Source organism: Microbacterium proteolyticum (assembly GCF_014192415.1).
GTDB lineage: Bacteria > Actinomycetota > Actinomycetes > Actinomycetales > Microbacteriaceae > Microbacterium > Microbacterium proteolyticum.
On the sequence record NZ_JACHXY010000003.1, the window covers coordinates 206,715 to 229,778 of the forward strand.

Annotated in this window: 19 protein-coding genes and 1 tRNA gene; 7 read left to right on the top strand and 13 right to left on the bottom strand. The window is 69.4% G+C overall.

Annotated features, from left to right (window positions below):
• Window positions 1-179 precede the first annotated feature (179 nt).
• From FHS07_RS16835 to FHS07_RS13135, 4 genes are read right to left on the bottom strand one after another with little or no spacing between them, the layout of a single operon-like run.
• A complete protein-coding gene (locus tag FHS07_RS16835; RefSeq protein WP_183420361.1) occupies window positions 180-2,198 on the bottom strand; it encodes a glycosyltransferase in 2,019 nt (672 codons plus the stop codon).
• Window positions 2,195-2,761 carry an acyltransferase gene (locus FHS07_RS13125; RefSeq protein ID WP_183420362.1) on the bottom strand — a complete coding sequence of 189 codons (567 nt, stop codon included), beginning with the start codon at window positions 2,759-2,761 and terminating at the stop codon, window positions 2,195-2,197. Before FHS07_RS13125 ends, FHS07_RS16835 begins: the two co-directional genes overlap by 4 nt.
• Window positions 2,758-4,956, bottom strand: coding sequence for a glycosyltransferase (locus FHS07_RS13130; RefSeq protein ID WP_183420363.1), 2,199 nt, complete (start codon window positions 4,954-4,956; stop codon window positions 2,758-2,760). The genes FHS07_RS13125 and FHS07_RS13130 overlap by 4 nt, the downstream gene beginning before the upstream one ends.
• Window positions 4,940-6,115 (bottom strand): glycosyltransferase, encoded by a 1,176-nt coding sequence (locus FHS07_RS13135; protein WP_183420364.1) that lies wholly within the window; start codon window positions 6,113-6,115, stop codon window positions 4,940-4,942. Before FHS07_RS13135 ends, FHS07_RS13130 begins: the two co-directional genes overlap by 17 nt.
• A gap of 289 nt (window positions 6,116-6,404) precedes the next feature.
• Here FHS07_RS13135 and FHS07_RS13140 point away from each other — a divergent pair, with 289 nt between their 5' ends.
• The 5 genes from FHS07_RS13140 (at window position 6,405) to FHS07_RS13160 (ending at window position 12,268) form a co-directional block, all read left to right on the top strand.
• On the top strand, window positions 6,405-7,292 hold the full coding sequence (locus FHS07_RS13140) for a hypothetical protein (RefSeq protein WP_183420365.1): 888 nt from the start codon (window positions 6,405-6,407) through the stop codon (window positions 7,290-7,292).
• 107 nt (window positions 7,293-7,399) lie between these two features.
• Window positions 7,400-8,926 carry a hypothetical protein gene (locus FHS07_RS13145; protein WP_183420366.1) on the top strand — a complete coding sequence of 509 codons (1,527 nt, stop codon included), beginning with the start codon at window positions 7,400-7,402 and terminating at the stop codon, window positions 8,924-8,926.
• An 8-nt stretch (window positions 8,927-8,934) separates the two neighbouring features.
• Window positions 8,935-9,759 carry a glycosyltransferase family 2 protein gene (locus FHS07_RS13150; protein WP_183420367.1) on the top strand — a complete coding sequence of 275 codons (825 nt, stop codon included), beginning with the start codon at window positions 8,935-8,937 and terminating at the stop codon, window positions 9,757-9,759.
• Window positions 9,756-11,420 (top strand): lipopolysaccharide biosynthesis protein, encoded by a 1,665-nt coding sequence (locus tag FHS07_RS13155; protein ID WP_183420368.1) that lies wholly within the window; start codon window positions 9,756-9,758, stop codon window positions 11,418-11,420. The genes FHS07_RS13150 and FHS07_RS13155 overlap by 4 nt, the downstream gene beginning before the upstream one ends.
• Window positions 11,417-12,268: an SGNH/GDSL hydrolase family protein gene (locus FHS07_RS13160; RefSeq protein ID WP_183420369.1), complete on the top strand. Its 852-nt coding sequence runs from the start codon at window positions 11,417-11,419 to the stop codon at window positions 12,266-12,268. The genes FHS07_RS13155 and FHS07_RS13160 overlap by 4 nt, the downstream gene beginning before the upstream one ends.
• 62 nt (window positions 12,269-12,330) lie before the next feature.
• Here the strand turns inward: FHS07_RS13160 and FHS07_RS16840 are convergent, their stop codons facing one another.
• The 8 genes from FHS07_RS16840 to FHS07_RS13200 form a co-directional block, all read right to left on the bottom strand.
• Window positions 12,331-13,506 carry a glycosyltransferase family protein gene (locus FHS07_RS16840; RefSeq protein ID WP_183420370.1) on the bottom strand — a complete coding sequence of 392 codons (1,176 nt, stop codon included), beginning with the start codon at window positions 13,504-13,506 and terminating at the stop codon, window positions 12,331-12,333.
• Complete coding sequence (locus FHS07_RS13170) at window positions 13,503-14,054, bottom strand: acyltransferase (protein WP_246383649.1); 552 nt, start codon at window positions 14,052-14,054, stop codon at window positions 13,503-13,505. Before FHS07_RS13170 ends, FHS07_RS16840 begins: the two co-directional genes overlap by 4 nt.
• A 20-nt stretch (window positions 14,055-14,074) precedes the next feature.
• Window positions 14,075-15,271: a polysaccharide pyruvyl transferase family protein gene (locus FHS07_RS13175; protein WP_183420372.1), complete on the bottom strand. Its 1,197-nt coding sequence runs from the start codon at window positions 15,269-15,271 to the stop codon at window positions 14,075-14,077.
• 52 nt (window positions 15,272-15,323) lie between these two features.
• On the bottom strand, window positions 15,324-16,487 hold the full coding sequence (locus FHS07_RS13180) for a hypothetical protein (RefSeq protein WP_183420373.1): 1,164 nt from the start codon (window positions 16,485-16,487) through the stop codon (window positions 15,324-15,326).
• A gap of 128 nt (window positions 16,488-16,615) precedes the next feature.
• On the bottom strand, window positions 16,616-17,842 hold the full coding sequence (locus FHS07_RS13185; RefSeq protein ID WP_183420374.1) for a hypothetical protein: 1,227 nt from the start codon (window positions 17,840-17,842) through the stop codon (window positions 16,616-16,618).
• A 202-nt stretch (window positions 17,843-18,044) separates the two neighbouring features.
• Window positions 18,045-18,117, bottom strand: a tRNA-Thr gene (locus FHS07_RS13190).
• Window positions 18,118-18,160: 43 nt separating this feature from the next.
• Window positions 18,161-18,544 carry a hypothetical protein gene (locus tag FHS07_RS13195; protein WP_183420375.1) on the bottom strand — a complete coding sequence of 128 codons (384 nt, stop codon included), beginning with the start codon at window positions 18,542-18,544 and terminating at the stop codon, window positions 18,161-18,163.
• 42 nt (window positions 18,545-18,586) lie between these two features.
• On the bottom strand, window positions 18,587-19,534 hold the full coding sequence (locus FHS07_RS13200; RefSeq protein WP_183420376.1) for a DsbA family protein: 948 nt from the start codon (window positions 19,532-19,534) through the stop codon (window positions 18,587-18,589).
• A gap of 213 nt (window positions 19,535-19,747) precedes the next feature.
• Between FHS07_RS13200 and FHS07_RS13205 the strand changes: the two genes are divergently transcribed.
• Together FHS07_RS13205 and FHS07_RS13210 are read left to right on the top strand one after the other, a co-directional pair.
• Entirely contained in the window at window positions 19,748-20,851 is a 1,104-nt protein-coding gene (locus tag FHS07_RS13205; protein WP_183420377.1) for an ABC transporter ATP-binding protein, read from the top strand.
• A 79-nt stretch (window positions 20,852-20,930) separates the two neighbouring features.
• A complete protein-coding gene (locus FHS07_RS13210; RefSeq protein WP_183420378.1) occupies window positions 20,931-22,253 on the top strand; it encodes a DUF4032 domain-containing protein in 1,323 nt (440 codons plus the stop codon).
• A gap of 62 nt (window positions 22,254-22,315) precedes the next feature.
• On the opposite strand, the gene FHS07_RS13215 is transcribed toward FHS07_RS13210, so the two are convergent.
• A complete protein-coding gene (locus FHS07_RS13215; protein ID WP_183420379.1) occupies window positions 22,316-22,957 on the bottom strand; it encodes an NAD(P)-dependent oxidoreductase in 642 nt (213 codons plus the stop codon).
• Window positions 22,958-23,064 lie beyond the last annotated feature (107 nt).

The window sequence follows — 23,064 nt, forward strand, 5'->3', positions numbered from 1 at the left end:
CCAGATCTTGTGTCGGGGCCGATCTCTCTCGGGCCCGACGTCAGGTGAATTGTACGGTAGGCGCATTACAGGGCCGTGTCCGGCAAAGCAACGGCGGCGACCAGGAATGCGGTGCGCACCGCCGGTCGCGGTGCAGAACGAACGAAACCGCCGCACATCCGGAGCCCGTCCACGAGGGTCTAGACCCGAGCTCGGCCGAGGATATTGCGGTAGGCGTTCAGAGTCTGCGCGGCGATGACATCCCAGTCGAGCGCGCGCAGGTCCGCCTGCTCCGGCCTCCCCGAGGTCGTCGACCATTCGAGCGCGCCCGTCAGGGCGGCGGGTGTCAGGTCGCCGTCGAACAGGCGCACCCAGTCGTCGCCGAGCTGCTGCTGCAACTCCTGCATGGCCCCCAACTGCGGAACGAGCACCGGGCGGTCCGCCGAGACGGCCAGGATCGCCGAACCCGAGTTCTGGATACGCGAGTACGGGAGGATGACGAGATCCGCCGCGGCGAGAGCTGCGGCGATGTCGTCGTCGGGAAGGAAGCGCGCATCGATCACGATCCGGTCGTCTCCGCGGGCGGCCTCGCGGATCTCCGCCTCGAGCTCGGGCGGTGAGATCTTGCCGGCGATGAGCAGGGTGGCATCCACCTCGCTCTCGCGGAACACCCGGATCAGGTGAGGGACGTTCTTGTAGCGACGGATCTGCCCCACGCTGACGATCACCGGGCGACGGGGGTCGAGCCCCAGCCGCTCGCGGGCCTCGCTGCGGCCGACCCCGAAATCGTACGAGTCGCGGTAGTGGCCGTGCGGGATGACCTCCGCGGGAACGGCGGCGAGTTCGGGGTAAGCGGTCCGGGCGCCGACGACGCCCTGCGCCGTCAACGAGATGATGCCGTCGACGTTCTTCAGCAGAAGCTTGTCGGCGAGGGCACGGAGGCGGGCCGTCGAGCGCTCTTCGTGCGCGGCGACGTTGTGCACCGTCCACACCAGAACGGTCCCCCGGCGCCGGGAGAGCGCGAGGCTTCCGTAGAACAGGGCGAGCCGGCAGACGTGTCGGTACAGCCGGGGTCCCGACAGGAACGACAGGTCCGGCCAGTGCAGGTGGATGACGTCGGTGCGCTCGACGAGCAGACGTCCATAGTGCAGGTCGCGCACGACGGCGCCCTGACGCTGCAGCGCACGGGCGAGGTCGGCGGTGTACGGATTCGCCTTCTCCGTGCGGAAGGCCGGTTCGGCCTGCACGACCAACGGATGCCGCGCCGTCGTCGACGGCTCCCGCCCGAACAGGGTGCGTTCTGCGGCCGGGAATCCGCGACGCCACGAACGGCGGTGCGCCCATGCCTGCCGGTAGGCGTCGCGCGAGCTGCGGCGCAGAGCCTCGAGGACCGCGCGCAGGGCCACGCCCGCTTGGAGCAGCAGCACCGCGAGCAGCGCGACGGGTGCGGACCAGACCGTCGTGAAATACGTGACCTTGCCGGCCAGGACCATCGCCAGCCGTCGCCCGCTCGAGCTGCTCGAGCCGCCGACGTCGTGACGGATGACGGCCTCGGGCACGACGACCGGACGGAAGCCGCGGCGCCACGCCCGCGTCGAGAACTCCGCGTCCTCGCCGTACAGGAAGAACCGCTCGTCCATACCGCCGATGCGGTGCCACACGTCGCGACGCGTCATCAGGAGGCAGCCCGTGACGATCGGGACCTCGCGGACCGTGTCCCGCTTCCAGCGACCCAGGGACTCCGGGTCGAACAGGGCGGACTTCTTCGCGACGGCCGAGGCCCCCGTGGCGTAGCAGAGCAGCGACCACAGACTCGGCGCGCCCCAGCACGACGACGGGTCCAGCGCGCCGGTCTCGTCGACCGTGCGACCGCCGTAGATCCCGTGCTCGGGGTGGGCTTCGGCGAAGCTCACCAGCGCCTCCAGCGAACCGGGGAAGGCGGACGCGTCGGGGTTGAACAGCATGACGTAGTCGGCCGTCGACGCCTCCACTCCCCGATTGACCGCTCGCGCGAAACCGAGGTTCTCGCCCGCGTCGATGAGGGTCACGGCGGGGTGTGCGGCGCGGATCGCCTCCAGGGAGCCGTCGGTCGATCCGTTGTCGATCAGGACGATCCCGAGCCAGTCGAGGTCGAGATCGACCAGGGACTCGATGGCTTCGAGGGTGCGATCGCGGGTGTTGTAGTTGACGATGATCGCGTCGACGGTGGGCGCGCTCACGCGGTGACCCGGCCGGGAGTCGACGCGGGTTCGGCGTCTCGCCGGTAGGCGATGACCTTGGCCGGCACACCGCCGGCGATCGCGTTCTCGGGGACGTCCTTCGTGACGACGGCTCCGGCGGCGATGATCGCGCCGTCTCCGATGGTGACGCCGGCGAGGACGACGACGTCGGCCCCGAGCCAGGTACCGGCCCCGATGACGATGTCATCCTCCTGCTTGGGCTGGTCCATGGGCGCGACGCCCTTGGCGATGCCGTAGTTGGATGCCGTCAGCGTCACTCGGGGAGCGAGCAGGGCCTTCTCGCCGAACGTGATCCGGCCGGTCGAATTGCCCGCCCAGATGGTGGAGTACTCCCCGATCCGCGTCCCGGAGCCGATCGTGATGCGCTCCGCGTTCCGGAACGAGACGTTGGGCGCGAAGCTGACGTCGGTACCGCGCGTGAGCTTGCGCACCTGCGAGACGTGGGAGTACCCGTAGAAGTGCAGCACGCGCAACCCGTGCAGGTACACCCGCGGGTCCAGCAGCGAGGCGACTGCCACGAGCGTCTTTCGGATCTTGTTCATTCGTCCGCCCCTTCGAGCATCGAGCGGAGCCGACCGGCGATGCCGTCGGTGTCCAGCTCCGCGCGGGTGGTCACCGTCAAGGTGATCTTCTCGCCGTAGACCGCGGCGAACACCGCGAGTTCGTCCCTGCGGTCCGAGGCCGGCAGCACGATGAAGCGCTCCACGACATCCCCGGAGAAGAACCTCGGCTCGCGCGACCACGGCACCAGCGTCACGTACCCGATCGAGCGACCGCGCGGCTGCTCCTCGACGGCCAGGCCGCGCGCGAACGCCGCGACCTGGGAACGCACCGACGCGATGACCTCGGGCAGGCCCGACGACGGCGCCCCGTGCGCGCGGAGCATCTCGACGTGGTTGCGGATGGCGCGCTCGCCCTTCTTGCGACGTGACACCGGCACCATCACGTCGATGCCGTCACGGTCGTCGTCGACCGCGCACATGGCGGCTGCGACGATGAGGTCGTTCAACGAGCCTCGCAGCTTCGCCGCCCGGCGCGCGGTCGCCGAGGCGTCGACCTCGAAGTAGGTGTCGGTGAACGGAGGGATGAAGCTCGCACGGAGGTTCCGGCGGGTCGCGTAGACCTCCTTGAGCGGGCGGATGTTGCGTCCGACCACGCGCTTCACCCTCTTCACGACCGGCTTGCGCCAATACTCACGCCATGCGGCGGACACGTTCGGCTGCAGCCGCCACCAGTTGCGGGCGGCGTACAGCGGCACGAGCGCGCGCGATGCGGGCGGCCGGGCCGTGCGCGGCAGCGGTGTCTCCTCGGACACCTCGGATGCCTCGGTGAGCTCGGTGAGACGTTCCATCGCCCACTTGGCATCCCCGTTGGCGTGGTGCATGCGGGCACCGAAGGCGACCTGACCGGTGGTGAGCAGCGTGAACGTGAAGTCCCAGAGCGGACGGTCGCGCGGGAGCAGGCCGCGGTCCCCCTCGATGAACCACCGCAGGCGGTCCGTCCCGAGGTCGTGGGTGCCCTCGGGGAAATGCACGTGGTTGCGCAGGTCGAAATCGCTGGCCGGAACCCACGCGGGCGCCGTCATCCCGAGCGGGGAGTCGATGACGCGCAGCCGGAACTCCGGCACCCGTCGCACGAGCCGATCGACCCCCGCCAGGATCTTCTCCTGGTCGAGCGAGCCGTCGTCCAGGCGCAGATTGCGACCGCTCAGGACCAGGATGCACCCGGTGTGCATGGTCTCGTACTGGATGTTGGATGCGAGGTGCGTCTCGTCGAGGATGCGGAGCAGCTCGACCGACGCACCGGGGGCGGTCGAGGCGTCGACTGCGCGCGACGGTGCACGCGAGACGCTCGCCGACGGGGATGCGGACGCGAACCGTTCGCCGATCACCGGCGTCCTCCATGCTTGGCGGGCTCCGGTGACGATGCCGTCGAACATGGCGTGCTCGTGTGCCGCCGGCTTCTTGCGGGCGAAGGCCCGCACGATGCGTACCACCGAACGCCCCACCAGACGCCAGGCGAGCCGGGTGCCGAGCACGGGATCGATGTGGATCCACTTCGCGATCATCGCGCCCAGCCCCAGGCCGTAGCCCCGGTGCAGGTTGACGTAGTCCTGACCCTCGCGGGTGTTGTTGTGCCAGACGATGCACGTGGCGTCGTGCACGATGGTCGACCCGGCACGGACGATGCGGACGAAGATGTCGAGGTCCTCGGCGCCTGCCCACGGCTTGCCTGCGCCGAGGGCGTCGTCGAAGCCGCCCATCCGCAGGAGCATCTCGCGTCGGAACGCCATAACCGCGCCGTGGCCGGCATCGAGTCCCTGTACGGGTGTGCGGTACAGGCGCTGCCGACGGTACGGGGCCTTGGCGGCGGATTCCGATCGATGCAGCATGCGGCCGGTGACCGCCCCGACCGTCGGATCCTCGAAGTGCGGGAGGACGACGTCGATCCACCCCTCTTCCGGCAGGCAGTCGTCGTCGGTGAAGATCACGAACGGACGCGCAGAGGCATGGATGCCGGCGTTGCGCGCGACGGACAATCCGGCGCCGGCGAGCACGTAGACGACGCCGGCTTCCTCCGCGATCTGCCGCGTCTCGTCCGTGTCGGAGGCGCTGTCGACGACGACGACCTCGGTCTCGGCCGGGGTGGTCTTGCGGATGGCCGCCAGTGCCTCGCGGAGATACCCGGGGCGGTTGCGGGTGCAGACGATGACAGAGATGTCAGACGGCGTGAGCATGCGCACCTCCCGCCGTGGCGCGGTCGCGCGCGGCGTCGTAGCAGCGGACGAGGGTGTGGGCTGCGGCATCCCAGGTGAGCTCCGGGCCGTGCGCGATCGCGGCGGCGCTCATCCGCGCCAACTCCGCTCGGTCACGCGAGAGCAGGTCGAGGTGCGCGGCGAGCGCGTCGACGTCTCGGGGCTCGTGGAACAGACCGTGCACGCCGTCGTCCATCAGCGCCCCCGATGCGGTCGAGACGAGGGGGACGCACCCCATCGCCTGTGCCTCGTAGGTCACAAGGGCCGACCCTTCTTCGATGGTGGGCAGAAGGAGGACATCGGATGCCGCCAGCGCCGCCTCCACCTGGTGGGTGAAGCCGACGACCTGGACGCTCGGGTGGGCCAATCTGTCCGCGAGGAAAGCCTCGTATGCCGGGAGCATGCGCCCGACGACCGTGAGGGTCCCTTGCGTGCTCGCTTCCGACCTCAGCCACGCGTCGAGGGCGTAGTGCAGTCCCTTCCGGGGTTCGCCGAGTCCGACGTACACGGCGCGGAGAGGCGCCGGCGTCGCGGTGCGGGCCCGCGCGACCCGCGTCCCGGGGCGGAAACCGTACTGGTGACGGAGGATGCGGTCCTCGGCGAAACCGGCGTCGCGGAAGGTCTGCGCGACGAAATCCGACGGCGCGAGGACGGCGGTCGCCTGCGACCAGTCCGCGCGTTCCATGTCCAGGCGGCGGGCGTTCGCGGTGTGCGCGGTGTCCACCTCGCCCTGCAGGCCCAGTGTCGCCACCTCCTCGGCGACCACCCGCCACGCGAACTCCGTGTGGGTGTTCGGCGCCTCCCGCACGACGGCGGTCCCGCGCTCGCGCGCCGTCGCCGCGGTGCGGCCGGGGCCCGTGGGCCACAGATGGACGACGTCGTAGTCCCCGCTCGCCGCGAACCGCGCCGCCCGGGCGTCATGCCACGCGAAAGCACGGTCACGCCCGATCGCGCGGTGCGGGACCCTCTTGCCTCGAACGGCGAGGGTCTGCGTCACACGCACGTTTGCCGGCACCGGCCGCGCGATGCTCGCCGCCACGACGTGCACGTCGTGACCGAGCCGGGCGAGTCCGTCGACCTGGTTCCACGCCGTCCAGCCGATACCTGGCGCCCCGAGTGCATGAGGAAACGAAAAAAGCACCCGCATAGACATTGCCCCCGTTTCGAGCAGACATCGAATGCAGACATCGATACCCGCCGGTCTCCTACTGTGGACACGGGGCGGCGGCATTGCAAGTTGAGTACTTGATGTACACCCGAACGACGCGACGTTGTAACACGTACGAATCGCTAATACCAGAGGTTGCCCGCATACTGTCAAAGTGAGGTCGACCGGTTCGCCGGTTACGGGGTGTCTCCGGAGATCCTCTCATTCGCCATAGGTGGCTCAAGTTACATCGTCGCCCGGGGGGGCGACTGGAGGGGAAACAATGGAAATTCCGACGTATTTGCGCGTCCTGTGGAGGAGCAAGTGGCTCCTCGTGGTGGGCGCCGTGGTCGCGGCGGTGGCCGCGTTCTTCGCCGGCTTCACCATCACGAACGGCCAGGTCGAGCCGCGCGCCGAGCAGTCGTACCGCGCCGGCACGACTCTGCTGCTGAACGGCCCCGACCAGCCGCTGTACCAGGCCGTCATCCCCGGCCAGGAGCTGCAGGAGGGCCAGACCCAGCCGCAGACGGTCGACCTGACCTCGCGCGCCATCCTGTACGCCTACCTCATCAGCGGTCAGGACATGCGCGCCACGGTGGAGTCGCAGATCGGAACCTTCGCCGAGGAGGAGACGCTCACCGCTCTCCGCCGCACCACGCAGCCCGCGGGTGATGAGTCCTTCGCCGGCCGCTACGTGCTGCCCATCCTCGAGGTCATCGGCACGGCCTCGACGCCCGAGCGGGCGGAGCAGATCTCCCGCACGGCCGCCCAGACTTTCGAGGCGCAGGTCGTGTCCGACCAGACCGCCGCGGAAATCCCCGAGGGCAACCGCGTCCTGATCACGACCATCGACCAGAAGCCCGGCGCGGCGCTCGAAGGCTCCAACCCGGCGATCCCCGTCGTGGTCACCTTCCTCGGCGTCTTCCTGCTCTTCGTGGCGGCGGCGTACATCATCGCCGGTTCCAAGGCCTCCCGTGAGCGCAAGCGCGCCGCGAAGGCCGCTCGCGATGACGACGCCCCCTCGTCGGCGAAGCTCGACGACGACGCCGACTTCTCCATCGACGACCTCCTGCCGGGCCAGAGCTCCGATTCCGAGGCGGAGGCCGTCCGCTCCCGAGCGCGCAGCCGCTCCTCCCGCGTCGAGTCCACGACTCTCCGCAGCGACCTCTGAACCCCGAGGCCCCTCCCGTGTCACTGCACACATCGCAGACGCGGGGGCCGCACGATGCTGCCCCCGCGTCGCCTCCTCCCTCACCGGCTCCGGTGACGGAGGACGAGGTGACCCTGCCCGTGGGCAGGGCGATCCTGGCCGTGGTGATCCTCGTCGCCGTGGCCGCCGTATCCGTCATCTTCCTGCCCCCGGTCGCGGCCGGCGGCGCGATGATCGTCGTCGCCCTGGCGGTCCTGGCACGGAGGATCCTCACCTCGTGGGTCGGTTGGCTCGGCATCCTCGTCGCCGTGGTGATGTTCATCCCCATCCGGCGCTACGCCCTGCCCACCCCGCTCCCCTTCCAACTCGAGGCCTACCGTCTCGTGCTGTTCGTGATGTTCGCGGGAATGGTCGCGGCCCTCCTGCTGGACCGCAACCGCAAGTGGAAGCCCGTCGGTTTCGGCTGGCCGATCGGGATCTTCTTCGTCTCGCTGTTCGTCTCCATCCCGCCGAACGGCACACGGCTCGTCGAGGAGGGCCTCGCCACGAGCGCCGTGGGTACCCTGGTCAACTGGGTGGTGCTGCTGTCGGTCTTCTACATCGTCCGCCAGATCATCGACACCGAGACCATCGCCATGGGTCTGCTCACCGCTCTCGTGTGGTGCGGCACGGTCGTGGCGGTCTTCGCCGTCTTCGAGCGCGTGACGCGCATCAACGTCTTCCACCGACTCGAGACCTTCCTCCCGCTGAACCTGATCTCCGCCGACGGCGAATCGTTCCGCGCCGGTGGCTATCGCTCGTTCGGGTCGTCGCAGCATCCGATCGCCCTGTCGGTGATGTTCTGCATCCTGATCCCGATCGCCATCTACCTCGCGCGTTACGGCCGGTGGCCCAAGAACGAGTGGACGCGCCGCCTCGTGTACTCGCTCGTCACCCTCGTCCTGCTGATGGGCGTGCTGGTCGCGGTCTCCCGCACCGCGGTGATCGTGCTGGGCATCATGTTCCTGCTCACCCTCCTGCTGCGGCCATGGCTGGGCATCACCCTGCTGGCAATCGGTGTGCCGCTGCTGGCCGTCGGCATGGCGGCCCTCCCGAAGGTCGTCGGCACGCTGGTCCTGTCCTTCCTGGACATCGACGCGCTCATCGCCTCGCAGCAGACGTCACCGGGTTTCCGCGGTGCCGGTCGATTGGCCGACCTCGGTCCGTCTCTGATCGAGGCGTCGCAGTCTCCGTTCTTCGGAACGGGCTTGGGAAGCCGCATCGTCGTGGGTGACGAGCAGAACGCCTACATCCTCGACAATCAGGTGCTCGGTTCGCTCCTCGAGGTCGGAGCCGTCGGCGTTCTCGGTCTCGCCGTGTTCATCCTCGTTCCGATCCTGATGATGGGCGCCTGGGCATTCACGACGGCGCGGGACGAACCCCGCTACGCGATGCTGGCGTTCGCGCTGTTCCTGAGCGGAGCCGGCTACGCAGCCGCGCTGTTCTTCTACGACGCGTTCGGTTTCATGCAGACCTTCTTCGTGTACTCCATGCTGCTCGCGGTCGGCGGGTGGCTGCTCACATCGAGCCCGCCCGCCCTGAGGGCGCGCGCGGCGGGCGAGGGGATGTTCGTCCGGTGGCCCCGTGCAACGGTGTCATCCGGAGTCGCCGTATGACACCTCGGATGTCGATCGTCATCCCCGCCCACGACGAGGGCCCCCTGGTGCGCCGCAGCCTGGAGCAGATGCTCCGGGGTGCGGCGCCCGGGGAGTTCGAGGTCGTCGTGGTGGCCAACGGCTGCTCGGACGACACCGCGGAACAGGCGCGCGCCGTACCCGGCGTCGTCGTCCACGAGATCGCCGAGGGCTCGAAGATCGCCGCTTTGAACGCCGGCGACGCGCACGCGCGAGTACTCCCCCGCGCCTACATCGATGCCGACGTCGCACTGTCGGTGTCGGCTCTGCGCGCGATGGCCGACGAGCTGACCGGCACATCGGCGCCGCTCGCGGCGGCTCCGCGCCTCATCGTCGACACGTCGCGGTCGAGCCTGCCCGTACGGTGCCACTCGCGCGTCTGGGCGGCATCGGCGTATCGATCCCGCGGTCACGTCGGCTCCGGGGTGTACGCGGTCAACGCCGCGGGCCGCGAGCGGTGGGAGACGTTCCCCGACGTCATCGCCGACGACCGGTTCGTGCAGCTCCGCTTCGCGCCGGACGAGCGCACGACCCTGGCCGACGAGACCTTCACGGTCCACGCTCCCCGGAACATGCGCGCGCTCGTGCGCCGCGGCGTTCGCATCGAGCTCGGCAACCGGCAACTGCCCAACGACAGCGCCGAACGCGACCGCGGCGGACTCCTCGGGCGAGTGGTCCGTTCCCCCCGCCTCTGGCTCTCCTTCCCGTTCTACGTGTGGGGATATGCGATGCCCAAGCTCATCGCCCGTCGCCGATCGGCAGGTCCCATCGCGTGGGACCGCGACACATCCCTCAGAGAGGCATCACGCCGATGACAAGCGACCTCAAACACAAAGCGTCCCGCGGCGCCGCGGTCACCGCGGGCGGCCTGTGGATCAAGACGGCGCTGCAGCTCATCTCGACGATGCTGCTCGCACGCCTGCTCGACCAGTCGGACTTCGGTCTCGTCGCCATGATCATGGCCATCGTGGGCGTGGCCGACCTCGTGCGCGACTTCGGCATGACCGGCGCCATCCTCCAGGCCAAGAAGCTCACCGAGGATCAGTGGCGGTCGCTGCTGTGGTTCTCGGCGCTGCTGGGTACGGTGCTCATGATCGGCATCGCGGCCTGCGCTCCGCTCATCGCCATGCTCTACGGCGAACCCCGCCTGACGATCCTGACCCTCGCCATCGCACCGACCCTCCTGATCAACGGCCTCTGCATGCCGCTGCAGGCCTCGGTGCAACGCGACCTGCGTTTCGGGACCCTCGCTCTCATCGACATCGTGGCGATGGCTGTCGGGGTCGCACTGTCGGTCGTGGCCGCTCTGGTGGGCTTCGGCGTGTGGTCGCTGGTCGTCTTCGCCGGCGCCGGCCAGGTATACCGCCTGATCGCCCTGTGGATGGCCGCCAAGCCCCGCTGGGGTCGCCCCCGCGTCGGTCGCGACATCCGCCCGCTGCTGACGACGGGCGGAAGCCTCTTCGGTGTGCAGCTGCTCAACTACGCCTCGCGCAACCTCGACAACGTGGTGATCGGTCAGCAGCTCGGCGCCGCGGCATTGGGTCAGTACTCGCGCGCGTATGCACTGTTCCTCCTTCCCCAGCAGCAGCTGACGGCCCCCCTGGGCCGGGTCGCCCTGCCCGTGCTGAGCCGTCTGCAGGATGACAGCGAGCGATACCGGCGCTACATCAGCAACGCCATGGTGGTCATCGGCTATCTCGCCCTCCCGGTGTACGCGATCGCCGCCGCCGTCGCCCACCCTCTCATCCTGCTGCTCCTGGGGCCGGGATGGGACACCGCGGCGGACGCCTTCGCTCTCCTCGCCCTGGCGGGTGTGGCCCAGGCGGTCGGCAACGTCAACGGGTGGATCTACATCACCCTCGGGCGCGCGCACCGCCAGCTGGTCTACTACCTGATCACGCGCCCGATCGTGATCGCCGCGTTCTTCGTCGGCGTGGCGTGGAACGGCGTGAACGGCCTCGCCCTGCTGTACGGCCTGGTGACCCTGGCGCTCCTCGTCCCGGGGTTCCTCGTGGCGACCCAGGGCACGTTCCTGCGCAGCGGTCGTGACATCGCTCTCCCCCTCATCCGCCCCGCGATCGCGGCCGGCCTCGCCTTCGGGGCGTCCTGGACCACCGCGCAGCTGCTCGTCGATTGGCTCGCGATCCTCCAGGTCATCGGCGGCGGTGTCGCGGGTCTGATCGTCCTCGGCATCCTCTACCTCGTTCCCGGTTACCGGCGCGACTACCGGATGATGCTCGACTTCGTGAAGCAGGCGCGAAAGCCCGCTCCGCGCAAGCCCGCGTCCGACAAGGCGGCGGATGCCACCCCGTCCGACGACGGCACGGTCGCGCAGCCGACCGCGGCCGAGATCGACCTCGAGGCGACGCCCGTCGACGCCCCGGCCACCGTTCTCGGCGCCGACGAGCCGTCGGTCGGAGAACTCGAGTCCACCATCGAACAAGAGCAGTCCCGGCGGAAGGACAAACGCCCATGAAGGCAAGATTCTCCGCGATCGTGACCGGCCTCGCGCTGGTCGCTCTCCTTGCGGGATGCACCGCTCCGACGGCGGCGCCGGCACCTCCGACGGAAACCGCCGATAGTGACCTGCGCGAGGTCTCCTCGATCGCCGTCGTCGGAGACTCGATGTCGGTGGGCATGGCCGCGTGCGGCTCACGCGATGCGTGCCCGGAAGCCTCCTGGGCACTCGGGACGGATCCTGCCGTGTCGTCCATCCGCGAACGCCTGGGCGGCGACTCCATCGCTCCCCTCTCGTTGGCTCGTCCGGGCGCGGTCGTGGCCGACCGGATCACGGCCGTCGAGAAGGCCCAGGGCGAATCGGCCGACCTCGTCCTCGTCGCCGTCGGTACCAACGACGTGTGCACGAGCAGCATGGACAAGATCACGCCCGTCGACGAGTTCGGGCAGACGTACAGCGAGTTGCTCGCGACGATCCGCGCCGGCGTACCGGACGCACCCATCGTGGCCGTGTCGCTCCCCGACATCAGCCAGCTGTGGGAAGCGGGTCGAAGCGACCCGAAGATCGTCGGCCTGTGGAATCAGAGCCCGTCCTGCCGCACCCTCCTCGGTGACGCCGATTCGGATGCCGCGGCGGACGAGGAGCGTCGAGCCTCGGTCATGCAGACCCTCGCCGGCTACAACGCCTCGATCATCGAGGCGTGCGCGGCCGTGACCGAGTGCACGACCGACGACGGAGCCGTCAACCAGATCACGTTCTCGTTGGACGACATCTCGTCGGCCGACCACTTCCACCCCTCGGCCTCGGGCCAGGCGAAGGTGGCGGCCGCGGCGTGGCCCGCCGTGCAGAAGGCCCTCGGCGGCTGACCGCCCGCACTCCCCTCCGTCGCGTCCCGACCGGCTGACCGGTCCGAACGCGACGGAGGGGGTCAGACGTTCGCCGGTGCCGCTGCTCGGTGGCGGGCTGAGGACCGCAGAACGAGCTCGAGCACCGCACGGTGGCGTGAGCCCCAACTGTTGTCCTCGATGAACGCCGCGCGCTGCGCGTCGGTGAGAGGACCGCGCTCGAGAGCGTCGTCGACCTGGGGGGCCATCTCGGCCGTGCTGGCGGAGAAGGTCACCCGCTCGTGGATGCCCCGCACCGGCGGGAGATCGACGGAGACCACGGGCAGACCCGCGGCGAGGTACTCGTACACCTTGAGCGGGCTCATGGCCTCGGTGAGCGCCGTGCGCCGGTGCGAGAGCAGCGACACGTCGCAGTTGCGCAGTGCCGCCACGAGCTCCGATCGACCGACCCCGGCGTGCTGATGCACGTTAGGGATCTCGCGCAGCGCCCGGGTGTAGCCGGGCTCGGGTGTGGGCCCCAGCAGCACGATGTGGAGGTCGGGTCGCAGGACCGCCAGGTGCGCGATCCCCTCGACGTCGAGTCGGCTGTCGATCGTGCCGACGTAGATGGCGCGCGGACCGGGGATGGCGGCCAGCCAGTCCGGCGCCACGGGGCGGGGCCCCATCCACTCGCGCGGGTCGACGCCGTTCGGAACGACGACAGCCGGTCCGCGCGGGTCGATTCGGTCGATGATCTGCTGCGATACCGCAGCGACACCCACTTCGCTCTCGCTGATCTGGCGGTAGGCCGCGGCGTACGCCGGCCAGTAGGCCTGACGTGCCTCGGAACTCAGCCAATCGTCGCGCCCGAAATACGTGACGGTGTCGGCCCAGCCGAACGGACAGAACGCCGCCACGAGCGGGTTCGTCGTCACGATCGCGGTGCGGCTCATGCCGGCTCGGGCGGCCGCGGTACGCAACTGCTCGTCGTACGAGCGATAGGTGCGCACGATCGCGGGCACGCTGACCGGGTCGCGACGAGCGAGTCGGGTCGGGGTGATGAGCCGCCGGTCCGCGCGGGCGGGGAAGGACTCGGCCGGCCGGATCCCCCGTGCAGCCACGCTGGCGAGCGAGCGGAACGGGTTCGCGACGAGGAGGTTGCCCACCTCGTCCGACGACATGAGGGTCTGCAGGATGCGGTCCGGCGGACGCATCATGCCGCGAGCCGCAGCATCGGCATAGGTCTCGTACGAGAACGTGAAGACGACGTCGCGTTTCACGAGACGATCTCCCGCAGCACGCGAGCCGGAGCGCCCACCGCGACACAGCGGGGCGGGAGGTCGGAGGTCACGACGGCGTTCGCCCCCACGACCGTGCCGGCGCCGATGGTCACCCCGGGCATGACCACGACGTTCTGGCCGAGCCAGGCACCGCGACCGATCCGGACGGGGGCGACGCGCGACAGCGGCTGGTCGCGGATGGGGATGTCGGGATCGTCGAACCCGTGCGTGTGGTCGGAGATGTAGACGCCGCGGGCCAGAGCCACGGCATCCTCGACGATCACCTCTTCGACGGCGGTGATCGAGGTCTGGTTCATGCGCACGCGGTCGCCGATATGGATGACGGGGCCGACGGCGTCGAGCCGCGGCACCATGAACCACGACGACGGCCCGATGAGCACGTCGCGGCCGACCACGACCTTCTGGGGGTTGCCGGCACGGAACGGCAGCATGATCCGCGAACCGCTCCCGAACTCGGCGAAACCGGTCGCCGCGATCTTGGTGTAGGCCGCGTCCCGCGCGCGGGTGGCGTACTCCATGAGCGTCATCGGGTTCACGGCCCGCCCCCTCATGACAGGCCCTCGACGTTGCGTCGCGCCAGATCCGTCACGGTCGCACGGGCGTCGAGGATCCGCGAACGCAGCTCGTCGCGGTGCTCGACGGCGGTCGACACCGCGGCGAAGAGATCGCCGTCGAACGACGAACCCGGGGCGACGCACAGCTCCGGTGCTCCGAACAGGTCCATCAATCCCTCGACCTTCCCCTGCGTCGCGACCGTCACCGGCGGCGTCCCGGCCATCAACGACATCACCGCGAGGTGCATGCGCCCGGTGACCGTGACCGAGGCGCGCGCGGCAAGGCCGCGGATCTCGGCCGGGGCGAGCAAGCGCGGGACGAGGTGCACGTCCACGTCGCCTCCGGCAGCGTCCACGAGCGCCTGGCACAGCGGCAGATCGTCGGCGCCGTGACGCGACACGTGCGGGACCACGAGGACCACGAACCCCGCGGCGCGTAGGGTCTCCACGACCCGGACGTAGGCGGGCAGCCTGTCGCCGACCAGCCCCGATGCGTTCACGAGCGCGAGTTCCCGGTCGCCGAGCTCGGGCAGCAGACGCTGCACGATCGTGTCGTCGCGCGACGTGGCCGCGAAGACGATGTCGGCGCTGTCCCGCACCGCGAGACCGTCGGTGCGCGCCCGCGCCGCAGAGCGCGGATCGCGCAGGTACAGGCGCACCCCCGCGTCGCCGGCTCGGCGCAGAGCCGCCACGGACCGCGCGTGCGGCGCCGCGTTCCAGCTGAAGCCCACGATGCGGGTGGGCCACCCGAGACGGGCGAGCCGTTCGGCGAGTCCCGCGCGGTTCACGGAGGCCCGCAGAACATACGCGCCGTCCATGATGTCGGCGCCGATGACGGAGAACGACCGCGCCGAGCGGAGTTCGCGGGCCAGGGCGCGCACGTCGCGCGCATGACCGACCGCGGAGCCGTACACGAGAGCGGGAAGAGGGACGACGCGCATCCGCTCGCGCAGAGCGGCCGGTACGTCGAAGTCCTGCACGGATCGCGTCAGGACGACCACCGGCCCGTCGACGGTCTCGACGAAGGCTTCGACGAGAGCTTGGTCGCCGATGTTGCCGCGACCCGGAGGGGCCAGCAGGACGTGGTTGCGAGCCCTCTTCTGCGGTCGTGAATGCAGCAGCATCCGGTCGACGAGGCGGATGAGACCCTCGGACTGCAGGGGCTTCGCCAGGCGTCGGAGCGCGCTCACAGAGCGCTCTTCGGGACGACGTCTGCGGGGCTCCGGCGAGCCGAGGGAATGATCAAAGTTTCCAAATGGCCCTCAGGTATTCATCGGTAGGTGTAGGTGTGCGCTGTTCGAGCCACGCGGAATCTACGGTTGAAAGCGTCGGATCACTCGTCCATCCTCCGGAATTGGAGTAGGTCGTCGTCGCCGGTGTGAAGGAATTCTCTACGGATGCCCAGACGCCCGGGACGCTTCCGATCATAATCGAATCGCGTGCCGCCATAACGCCGTTCGTCCCCGACCCGTTCGCCGCCTGGGGCGCCCCCGTCGTCGACGACTTCGCGCCCGTGGGGAGCGGATAACGCTGGAGCATCCGACTCCCGGCGACGACGAGGCAGTGCTCGAATCGGACGCCGCTCGCGAGCTCGGTGGGGATGAATGCCGCATTCGTGGAGGCGAAGATCACGGTGTCCGTCATCACGACATTGCGCAGCGCGTGCGTACCCGACAGCTGGTAGGTGTCGAGGTGCGCCGACGAGCCCGAGGGCTTGTACATCGACGCGATGTAGCAGCCGGTGATTGACAGATCGGTCACGGTACTCCCCGCCGTCCGCGTCGCCCAGGCGTCGGATTCGGTGAGCTGCGACTCGGGGGTCACGCACTCGACGAACTCCACGCCGGACACGGCCCCCGTCTCGTTGCTCGAGATGTTGAACGCCCGCCCTTTCGACCACGCCCACGCGAAGTCGGAGACGCCGGTCAGTACCAGCGAGCTCGGGAAGGTCCAGAATCCGACGAAGCTCACGCCCATGACGCGATCGAGGCGGATCGACGCGTCGAAGCTCACACTGGCGGAACCGTCTCGCGGCATGATCAGGATGCGACGACCGCGGCCGGTCTGCCCGACGCCCTGCAGGACGGGCTTCGACGACGAACCGGCGCCGTTGCCGGCCAGGCGGCCGGGGCGCACGAGGATGCGCACATTGCCGTTCGGCGCGACCGTGCGCAGCGACGCGACGGCATTCGCGATGGCCGTCCAATTGCAATCGCATTCGATGGTCTTGTCGAACGCGTCGGAGGGGCGGGGGGTTCGAGACGGCCAATGCGAGCCGTCCGGCCCGAATCTGGTCGACATGACGGTGGCGGCGGAGGCGGCCGCGGGCACGAGGAGCGCGGAGGCGGCGACCAGGGGTGCCGCGGAGAGCAATCCGACGAACGAACGACGGCTGATGACATTCATGGCGCAAATATATGAGCACGGTGAATGCGCCGGCCTCGTTTATCGAAATTGCCCGTCAAACGTAATCTATTCGTCGTTTTCCGACCGACGCGCAGTCGTCAGGCCGATCCGGCGACGGCCGTGGGCGGTCAGCGGAGCTGCCAGATCTCCCGCAGCCGGTCGTCGGTGGGCATCGGCGCCCGCGCGTCCAACCACTCGGCGTCGATGTCGGCCAGCGAGGGATCCGACTCGAACGCACCGCCCGTGGCCGCCGGCGGATCCGCCGCCGAGATGGTGGAGTTCTCGACGCTCGCGAACGTGCCCCTCACGCGGCCGATGAAGATGGAGTCCTTCGCGCTCATCTCGTCGATGGACTTGGCAGCGTTCACCACCGACGGCGCCCCGGAGGTGAAGGCGTTCGCGCCGTCGGGCAGCGGGTAACGCTCGAGCATGCGGTCGCCCCCCACGAGAAGGCTCCGATCGAAGACGATGTCGCGGGCCTCCGCCGCCGGGATGAACCCGGCGTTCGTCGAGGAGAACAGCACGGTCCCCTCGAGCAGCAGCCCCTCCTTGTCGGCATTACCCGACAGCTGAAGAGTGTCGCAGTGCGACGACGAGCCGTCCTCTTTATAGGTCGGCGCGATGTAGCAGCCCCGCACGGCGATGTCGCGGAAGGGATTCGCCCCTGTCCGGAACGCCCAGGTGTCGGCGTCGCCCGAGACCGCGTCCGGGGTGACGCACTCCACGAACTCCGTGTTCTCGGTGGGTCCGCTGTCGCCCGACGTGATGTTGAACGCCTGCCCCTTCGACCAGGCCCAGGCCACATCACGTGTCGAGGTGAGCACGAGGCTCTTGGGGAAGGTCGAGAACCCGGCGAAAGCCACGCCCACGACGGCGTCGAGCCGCAGAGACCCGTCGATGGTCACCGACTCCGTCCCATCGCGCGGGATCACGAGGACCCGGGACGCGCGCCCTTCGCGCCCGACGTCCGCGAGCACGGGTTCCGACGTGGATCCCGCCCCGTTGCCCGGCAGGACGCCCGGTCGCACCAGCACCCGCGCCGAGCCGTCCGGCGCTGCCACGTCGACCGCGGTGATCGCGGTGGCGATGGCCTCCCACGTGCACTCGCACTCGATGCTCGCGTCGAACGCGTCGTAGGCGCGCGGCGTCCGCGTCGGCCAGTTGTGGCCGGTCGGACCGAAGACGTCACCCGCCGGCGGGATCTCCGGAGCGGTGGATGCCGCCGCCGGGGCGACGACGCCGAGACCCTCGCCCGAGGACTCCGGCGCGGACGGCGACGTGGTCGGCGTCACCGGTTCCCTCTCGGGGGCGCAGGCCGCGACGACAGCCACCGGCGCCAGAAGAAGGAGGGACATCGCAGTCCGTCGAGAAAAATCGGTCATTCTTCGCTCCGAACACTTGAGCGACGGACCCCCCGCCGTCGTTTCAACCCTACGCACTCGGCATGTCCCGGCAGTTACGGCAGGACCATCTCCCCGTGTCTTCGGGGCGAGTCCACGGGAAGGGAGAGCGTGAGGGCGCGAACCCCACGTCGACCTCGGAGAAAGTCGTTCGATGTGCCGGCTACAGGACTTGAACCTGCAACCCCCGTATTACAAGTACGGTGCGCTACCAATTGCGCCAAGCCGGCGGGAGACGCCGCGGGCGCCTCGGAGGACGAGTCTAGGGCGTGGTCAGGATGACTCGTGGTGCCTGCCGCTGCGGCGGTCCCAATCGAGGGACTTGAACTGCAGGAACGAGCAGAGATTGCCGGCGATGACGAGCTCGGCCGCGAGGCTGGCCATCTCGTGGGGCGTGAGCGTCAGGTCGTCGGGGCGGGCGCTGAGCGTCGCTTCCCACAACGGCTCGTCGTAGCCCCGGGGCTGCATGTAGATCGACGCCTGCGCGTTCGACAGGCTGACGACGACGAGGCCCGTGTCCTGACCGTCCGCGTCCTCTTGGTCGACGACCTTGATCTTGCCCGCGACGACGTGCCCCTGATCGCGGAATTCCTGCACCCAGACCTGCAACTGATCACGGGACCGCCGCGGCGGGGAGTCCTCGATCTCACCGTTCATGACAACAGAATCGCACACCGCCGCCTCCACCGAGGGATCGGTTCAGCCGACCGGCGTGGTCGACGGCGCCGGAGTGGCGGTGGAGTAATAGGCGTTGCTGTCGACGGTCAGCACGAACTGCGCGAACTCCTTCGCGTCGTCCATGTTGCCGACGTACGGCGTGCCGTTGACCAGCACGGTGGCGGTCGAGGTGAGCGCCTGTCCGTCCGTGCCGGGGAGCCCCTTGATCGCACGATCGGTGGCGGCCTTGGCCCAGGCGGTGTACGTCTCGTCCTCGATGCACGACCGCACGGTCGCGACATCGCTCACGCCCGCGCCCTGAGCCATGTCGGCCAACTGCTGGTCGCTGTACCCGTCGGTGTCGACGGCGGGCTGGGTGGTGAGCAGCTCGTGGTTGAAGGCGAAGAAGCGGTCCGACGCGTGGGTCGCGACGCACGCGGCGGCTCCGGCGGCGCGCAAGCTGTACTTCGTGCCGTTCGACTTCGAGGTGAGCATCGCCACGGGGTAGTAGGTGAGGGTGGCGGCGTCGTCACCCACCCACTTCGACAGCTGCGTCGCATTGGCAGACTGGAACTCCCGCGCCTCCGTCGAGAGGTAGTCGACGTAGACGCGGATGTCGACGGGCGCGGCCGTCGACGTCGGTTCGGGCGTGGGCTCCGCAGTCGGCGTGGCCTCGGCCGCCATGGTCGCGGCCGTGCCGTCGACCGTCTGGTCGGCCAGCGGGTTCGCCACCTGCGGAGCGCTGGTGACGAGGAATCCGTCGTCGCTGGCGGCATCCGGGAGCGCCTGCGAGCGGTCTTCGCGGGAGTTCAGCGCGGCCGAGACGCCCACGGCGCCGATGCCGATCACCGCGACGGCACCGACGGCGATGGCGGAGCGCCGCGCGATGCGCCAGCGCGTCTGCTTCGCCTTGACCTGCTGCGCCTTCTCGCGCACCGCCTCGCGACGGTCGCGTTCGGCGGGCGCATTCGCTGAGGGGTCGTGGGACATGAAACCTTCCGGACGCGGGTGATCGCCGCATGAAAACGAGGGGGTTCGCACGGGTGGGCGAACGAGCACCGATGGTAGTCACGCTGGCTGAGAAATGACCAGACACGTGCCATACTGACCCTGCGTGCACTGTCGCGCGCACGGGGTCGCCCCCGTTCATTCCATTCACTACGGATCGTCCGGCACGTACCTGCCGGTGAAGGAGAAGAAGAAATGGCGTCCGTCACCTTTGACAACGCAACACGTCTGTACCCCGGCGGAACCCGCGCCGCCGTCGACAAGCTGAGCCTCGACGTCGCAGACGGTGAGTTCCTCGTCCTCGTCGGCCCCTCCGGTTGCGGTAAGTCCACGTCGCTGCGCATGCTCGCCGGCCTCGAAGAGGTCAACTCGGGCCGCATCCTGATCGGTGACCGCGATGTCACCGACGTGCCCCCGAAAGACCGCGACATCGCGATGGTCTTCCAGAACTACGCGCTGTACCCGCACATGACCGTCGCCGAGAACATGGGCTTCGCGCTCAAGATCGCCGGTGTCGGCAAAGAAGACCGCGCCGCTCGCGTGCTCGAGGCCGCCAAGCTCCTCGACCTCGAGCAGTACCTCACGCGCAAGCCGAAGGCCCTCTCGGGTGGTCAGCGTCAGCGCGTCGCGATGGGCCGTGCGATCGTCCGTCAGCCCCAGGTGTTCCTCATGGACGAGCCGCTGTCGAACCTCGACGCCAAGCTCCGCGTGCAGACCCGTACCCAGATCGCGTCGCTGCAGCGCCGCCTCGGCGTCACCACGGTGTACGTCACGCACGACCAGACCGAGGCCCTCACCATGGGCGACCGCATCGCGGTCCTCAAGGACGGTCTCCTCCAGCAGGTCGGCACCCCGCGTGACCTGTACGAGACCCCGAAGAACGTCTTCGTCGCCGGCTTCATCGGCTCGCCCGCGATGAACCTGTTCACGGCCGACCTGGCCGAGGGCGGTGTCCGCTTCGGCGACATGGTCGTCGCCGTCGAGGCCGACACGATCGGCAAGGCCCACGGCTCCGAGGTCACCATCGGCGTCCGCCCCGAAGACATCCAGGTCGCCCCGGCCGACGGCCGCGGCCTCAAGGTCGTCGTCGACCTCGTCGAAGAGCTCGGCGCTGACGGATACCTCTACGGGCACACCGAGATCAACGGCAAGCGCACCGACCTGGTCGCGCGCGTCGACGGTCGCCGTCACCCCAATGCGGGCGAGACGGTCGTGCTGGCCCCGGTCCCCGGACACATCCACGTGTTCGACCTCGAGTCCGGTGACCGCCTGACCGACCGGGCCATCGCTTCGGCCTGACCCACGCACCGACGCGGCGCGTCCCCGGTCCCGATTCGCTCGGGCCGGGGGCGCGCCGCACTGTTTCCCGGAGGTTCCCGTGTCCGAATCCCTCAGTATCACGGCCAGCGCCGTCGACCCCGGGCTGCTGCAGCTGCCGTGGTCGACCGGACTCGGCGAGTGGCCGAGCAGCCACATCGTGGCGCTTCCCAAGGGCATCTCGCGTCACCTCGTACGCTTCGCCACCCTCTCCGGTCGCGTCGTGGCCATCAAGGAGACGACCGAGGAGATGGCGCGTCGCGAGTACGACATGCTCGGCAACCTCGACCGCCTCGCCGCCCCCTGTGTCGACCGCATCGCGGTGATCGCCGGGCGCACCGACGCGTCGGGTCGGCCGTTGCCCGCGGCACTCGTCACGGCGCATCTGCGGTTCTCGCTCCCCTACCGCGCACTCTTCACGCAGGTGCTGCGGCCGCACACCGCCACGCGCCTCGTCGACGCCCTCGCCGTGCTGCTCGTGCGTCTGCACAACGTGGGCTTCTACTGGGGTGACGTGTCGCTGTCGAACACGCTGTTCCGCCGCGACGCGGGCGAGTTCGCCGCCTACCTCGTCGACGCCGAGACCGGTGAGCTGCACGGCAACCGTCTGAGCCCCGGCCAACGCGCCCACGACCTCGACATCGCGCGCACCAACATCGCCGGAGAGATCATGGACCTCGAGGCGGGAGGACGACTCGAGGGCGGCGTGGACGCCATCGCCATCGCCGACGGACTGGTGTCGTCGTACCATTCGCTGTGGGGCGCGCTCACCGACAAGGAGTCCTTCGCGGTCGACGAGTCCTGGCGTATCACCGAGCGCGTGCATCGTCTCAACGCCCTCGGCTTCGACATCGGCGAGATGTCGATCCGCACGGCGAGCGACGGCACGCAGGTGTCGATTCAGCCGAAGGTCGTGGATGCCGGACACCACCAGCGCCGCCTGCTCCGCCTCACGGGGCTCGACGTCGAAGAGAACCAGGCCCGCCGCCTGCTCAACGACCTCGACGAGTTCCGCGCACGCGTCTCGCGCCTCGGCGCCGACGAGGAGATGGTGGCCCACGAGTGGCTCACCCGCGTGTTCGAACCCATCGTCATGGCCATCCCGTGGGACCTGCGGGCCAAGCTCGAGCCAGCCGAGGTGTTCCACCAGGTGCTCGAGCACCGGTGGTACATGTCGCAGGCGCGGGGGCGCTCGGTGCCGTTGGCCGAGGTCGTCAGTTCCTACATCGACGACGTGCTGCGCCACCGCCGTGACGAGGCGACCGTGATGGGTCCGCCCACCGACACCATGTCACTGCCCACCGTGTCCGACGCCGATGCCCCCGCCACGGGCGAGGTGCCCACGACCGACACCGACCTCGTCGACTGGCGCGACCTGGTCTGAACGACGGAGGCCGTGGCATCCGGAGTCGATCCGGTATGCCACGGCCTCTGCGGTACGCGGTGTCAGTAGCCGACGGTGAAGCGCTCGCGCGAGCGCTTCGGGTCCTCGATCTCGTCGACGACGGCGACGGCGAAATCGGCGCCGCCGATGAACGAGTCGCCGTTGTCGTCGACGACGAGCACGTCGCCGCCGTCGCGGTACGACCCCGTGCGCTCCCCCGGCGCCCACGCGCCGAAGCCGCCGGCCGGGTGCACGTAGAACCAGTCGCGGCCGGTGTCGTCGGCCTGCAGGTCCTCGAGGATGCCGATGGCTTCGCGGGCCTCGGGCTTGTACTCCTCGGCGAAGCCGTCGGTGTCGATGAGGCGCGGTCCTCCCTCGGAGACCAGTGAACCGCCCGCCCCACCGACGACGCCCAGACGCACGTTCTCGGGCAGCGCGGTGACCAGCTCGGTGATGGCGGGGCGCAGCTTGCCCTCCATGTCGCCGCGCGGGGCGACGGCCGAGACTACGACGTCGACCCCCTCGAGCTGAGCGACGAGGCCGGGCACGTCGAGGACGGTGCCCTCGATGTACGTGGCTCCCTCGATGCGCTCGGCGGGGACGGAGCGGGCGATGGAGACGACCGTGTGGCCGCGACGGACGGCCTCGGTCACGATGTGGCTACCGGCGTAGCCGGTGCCTCCGATGACGGCGATGCGGGGCATGGCGTTCCTTTCGTCGGTCGTGCGCGGAGCAGACCTCGTCGTCGTCCAGCGTGCCGCGTCCACCACGGCTCGGCAATGCGACGCGGGAGGTTCTCCCCGCTTTCAGA

Bases quoted from the DNA above. Each gene is read 5' to 3' on its own strand.
- FHS07_RS13215 (WP_183420379.1), bottom strand. From the start codon at position 22,957: ATGCCCCGCATCGCCGTCATCGGAGGCACCGGCTACGCCGGTAGCCAC.
- FHS07_RS13140 (WP_183420365.1), top strand. From the start codon at position 6,405: ATGGAAATTCCGACGTATTTGCGCGTCCTGTGGAGGAGCAAGTGGCTC.
- FHS07_RS13195 (WP_183420375.1), bottom strand. From the start codon at position 18,544: ATGAACGGTGAGATCGAGGACTCCCCGCCGCGGCGGTCCCGTGATCAG.
- FHS07_RS13200 (WP_183420376.1), bottom strand. From the start codon at position 19,534: ATGTCCCACGACCCCTCAGCGAATGCGCCCGCCGAACGCGACCGTCGC.
- FHS07_RS13170 (WP_246383649.1), bottom strand. From the start codon at position 14,054: ATGACGCTCATGGAGTACGCCACCCGCGCGCGGGACGCGGCCTACACC.
- FHS07_RS13160 (WP_183420369.1), top strand. From the start codon at position 11,417: ATGAAGGCAAGATTCTCCGCGATCGTGACCGGCCTCGCGCTGGTCGCT.
- FHS07_RS13125 (WP_183420362.1), bottom strand. From the start codon at position 2,761: ATGAACAAGATCCGAAAGACGCTCGTGGCAGTCGCCTCGCTGCTGGAC.
- FHS07_RS13130 (WP_183420363.1), bottom strand. From the start codon at position 4,956: ATGCTCACGCCGTCTGACATCTCTGTCATCGTCTGCACCCGCAACCGC.
- FHS07_RS13180 (WP_183420373.1), bottom strand. From the start codon at position 16,487: ATGAATGTCATCAGCCGTCGTTCGTTCGTCGGATTGCTCTCCGCGGCA.
- FHS07_RS13155 (WP_183420368.1), top strand. From the start codon at position 9,756: ATGACAAGCGACCTCAAACACAAAGCGTCCCGCGGCGCCGCGGTCACC.
- FHS07_RS13150 (WP_183420367.1), top strand. From the start codon at position 8,935: ATGTCGATCGTCATCCCCGCCCACGACGAGGGCCCCCTGGTGCGCCGC.
- FHS07_RS13185 (WP_183420374.1), bottom strand. From the start codon at position 17,842: ATGTCCCTCCTTCTTCTGGCGCCGGTGGCTGTCGTCGCGGCCTGCGCC.
- FHS07_RS13205 (WP_183420377.1), top strand. From the start codon at position 19,748: ATGGCGTCCGTCACCTTTGACAACGCAACACGTCTGTACCCCGGCGGA.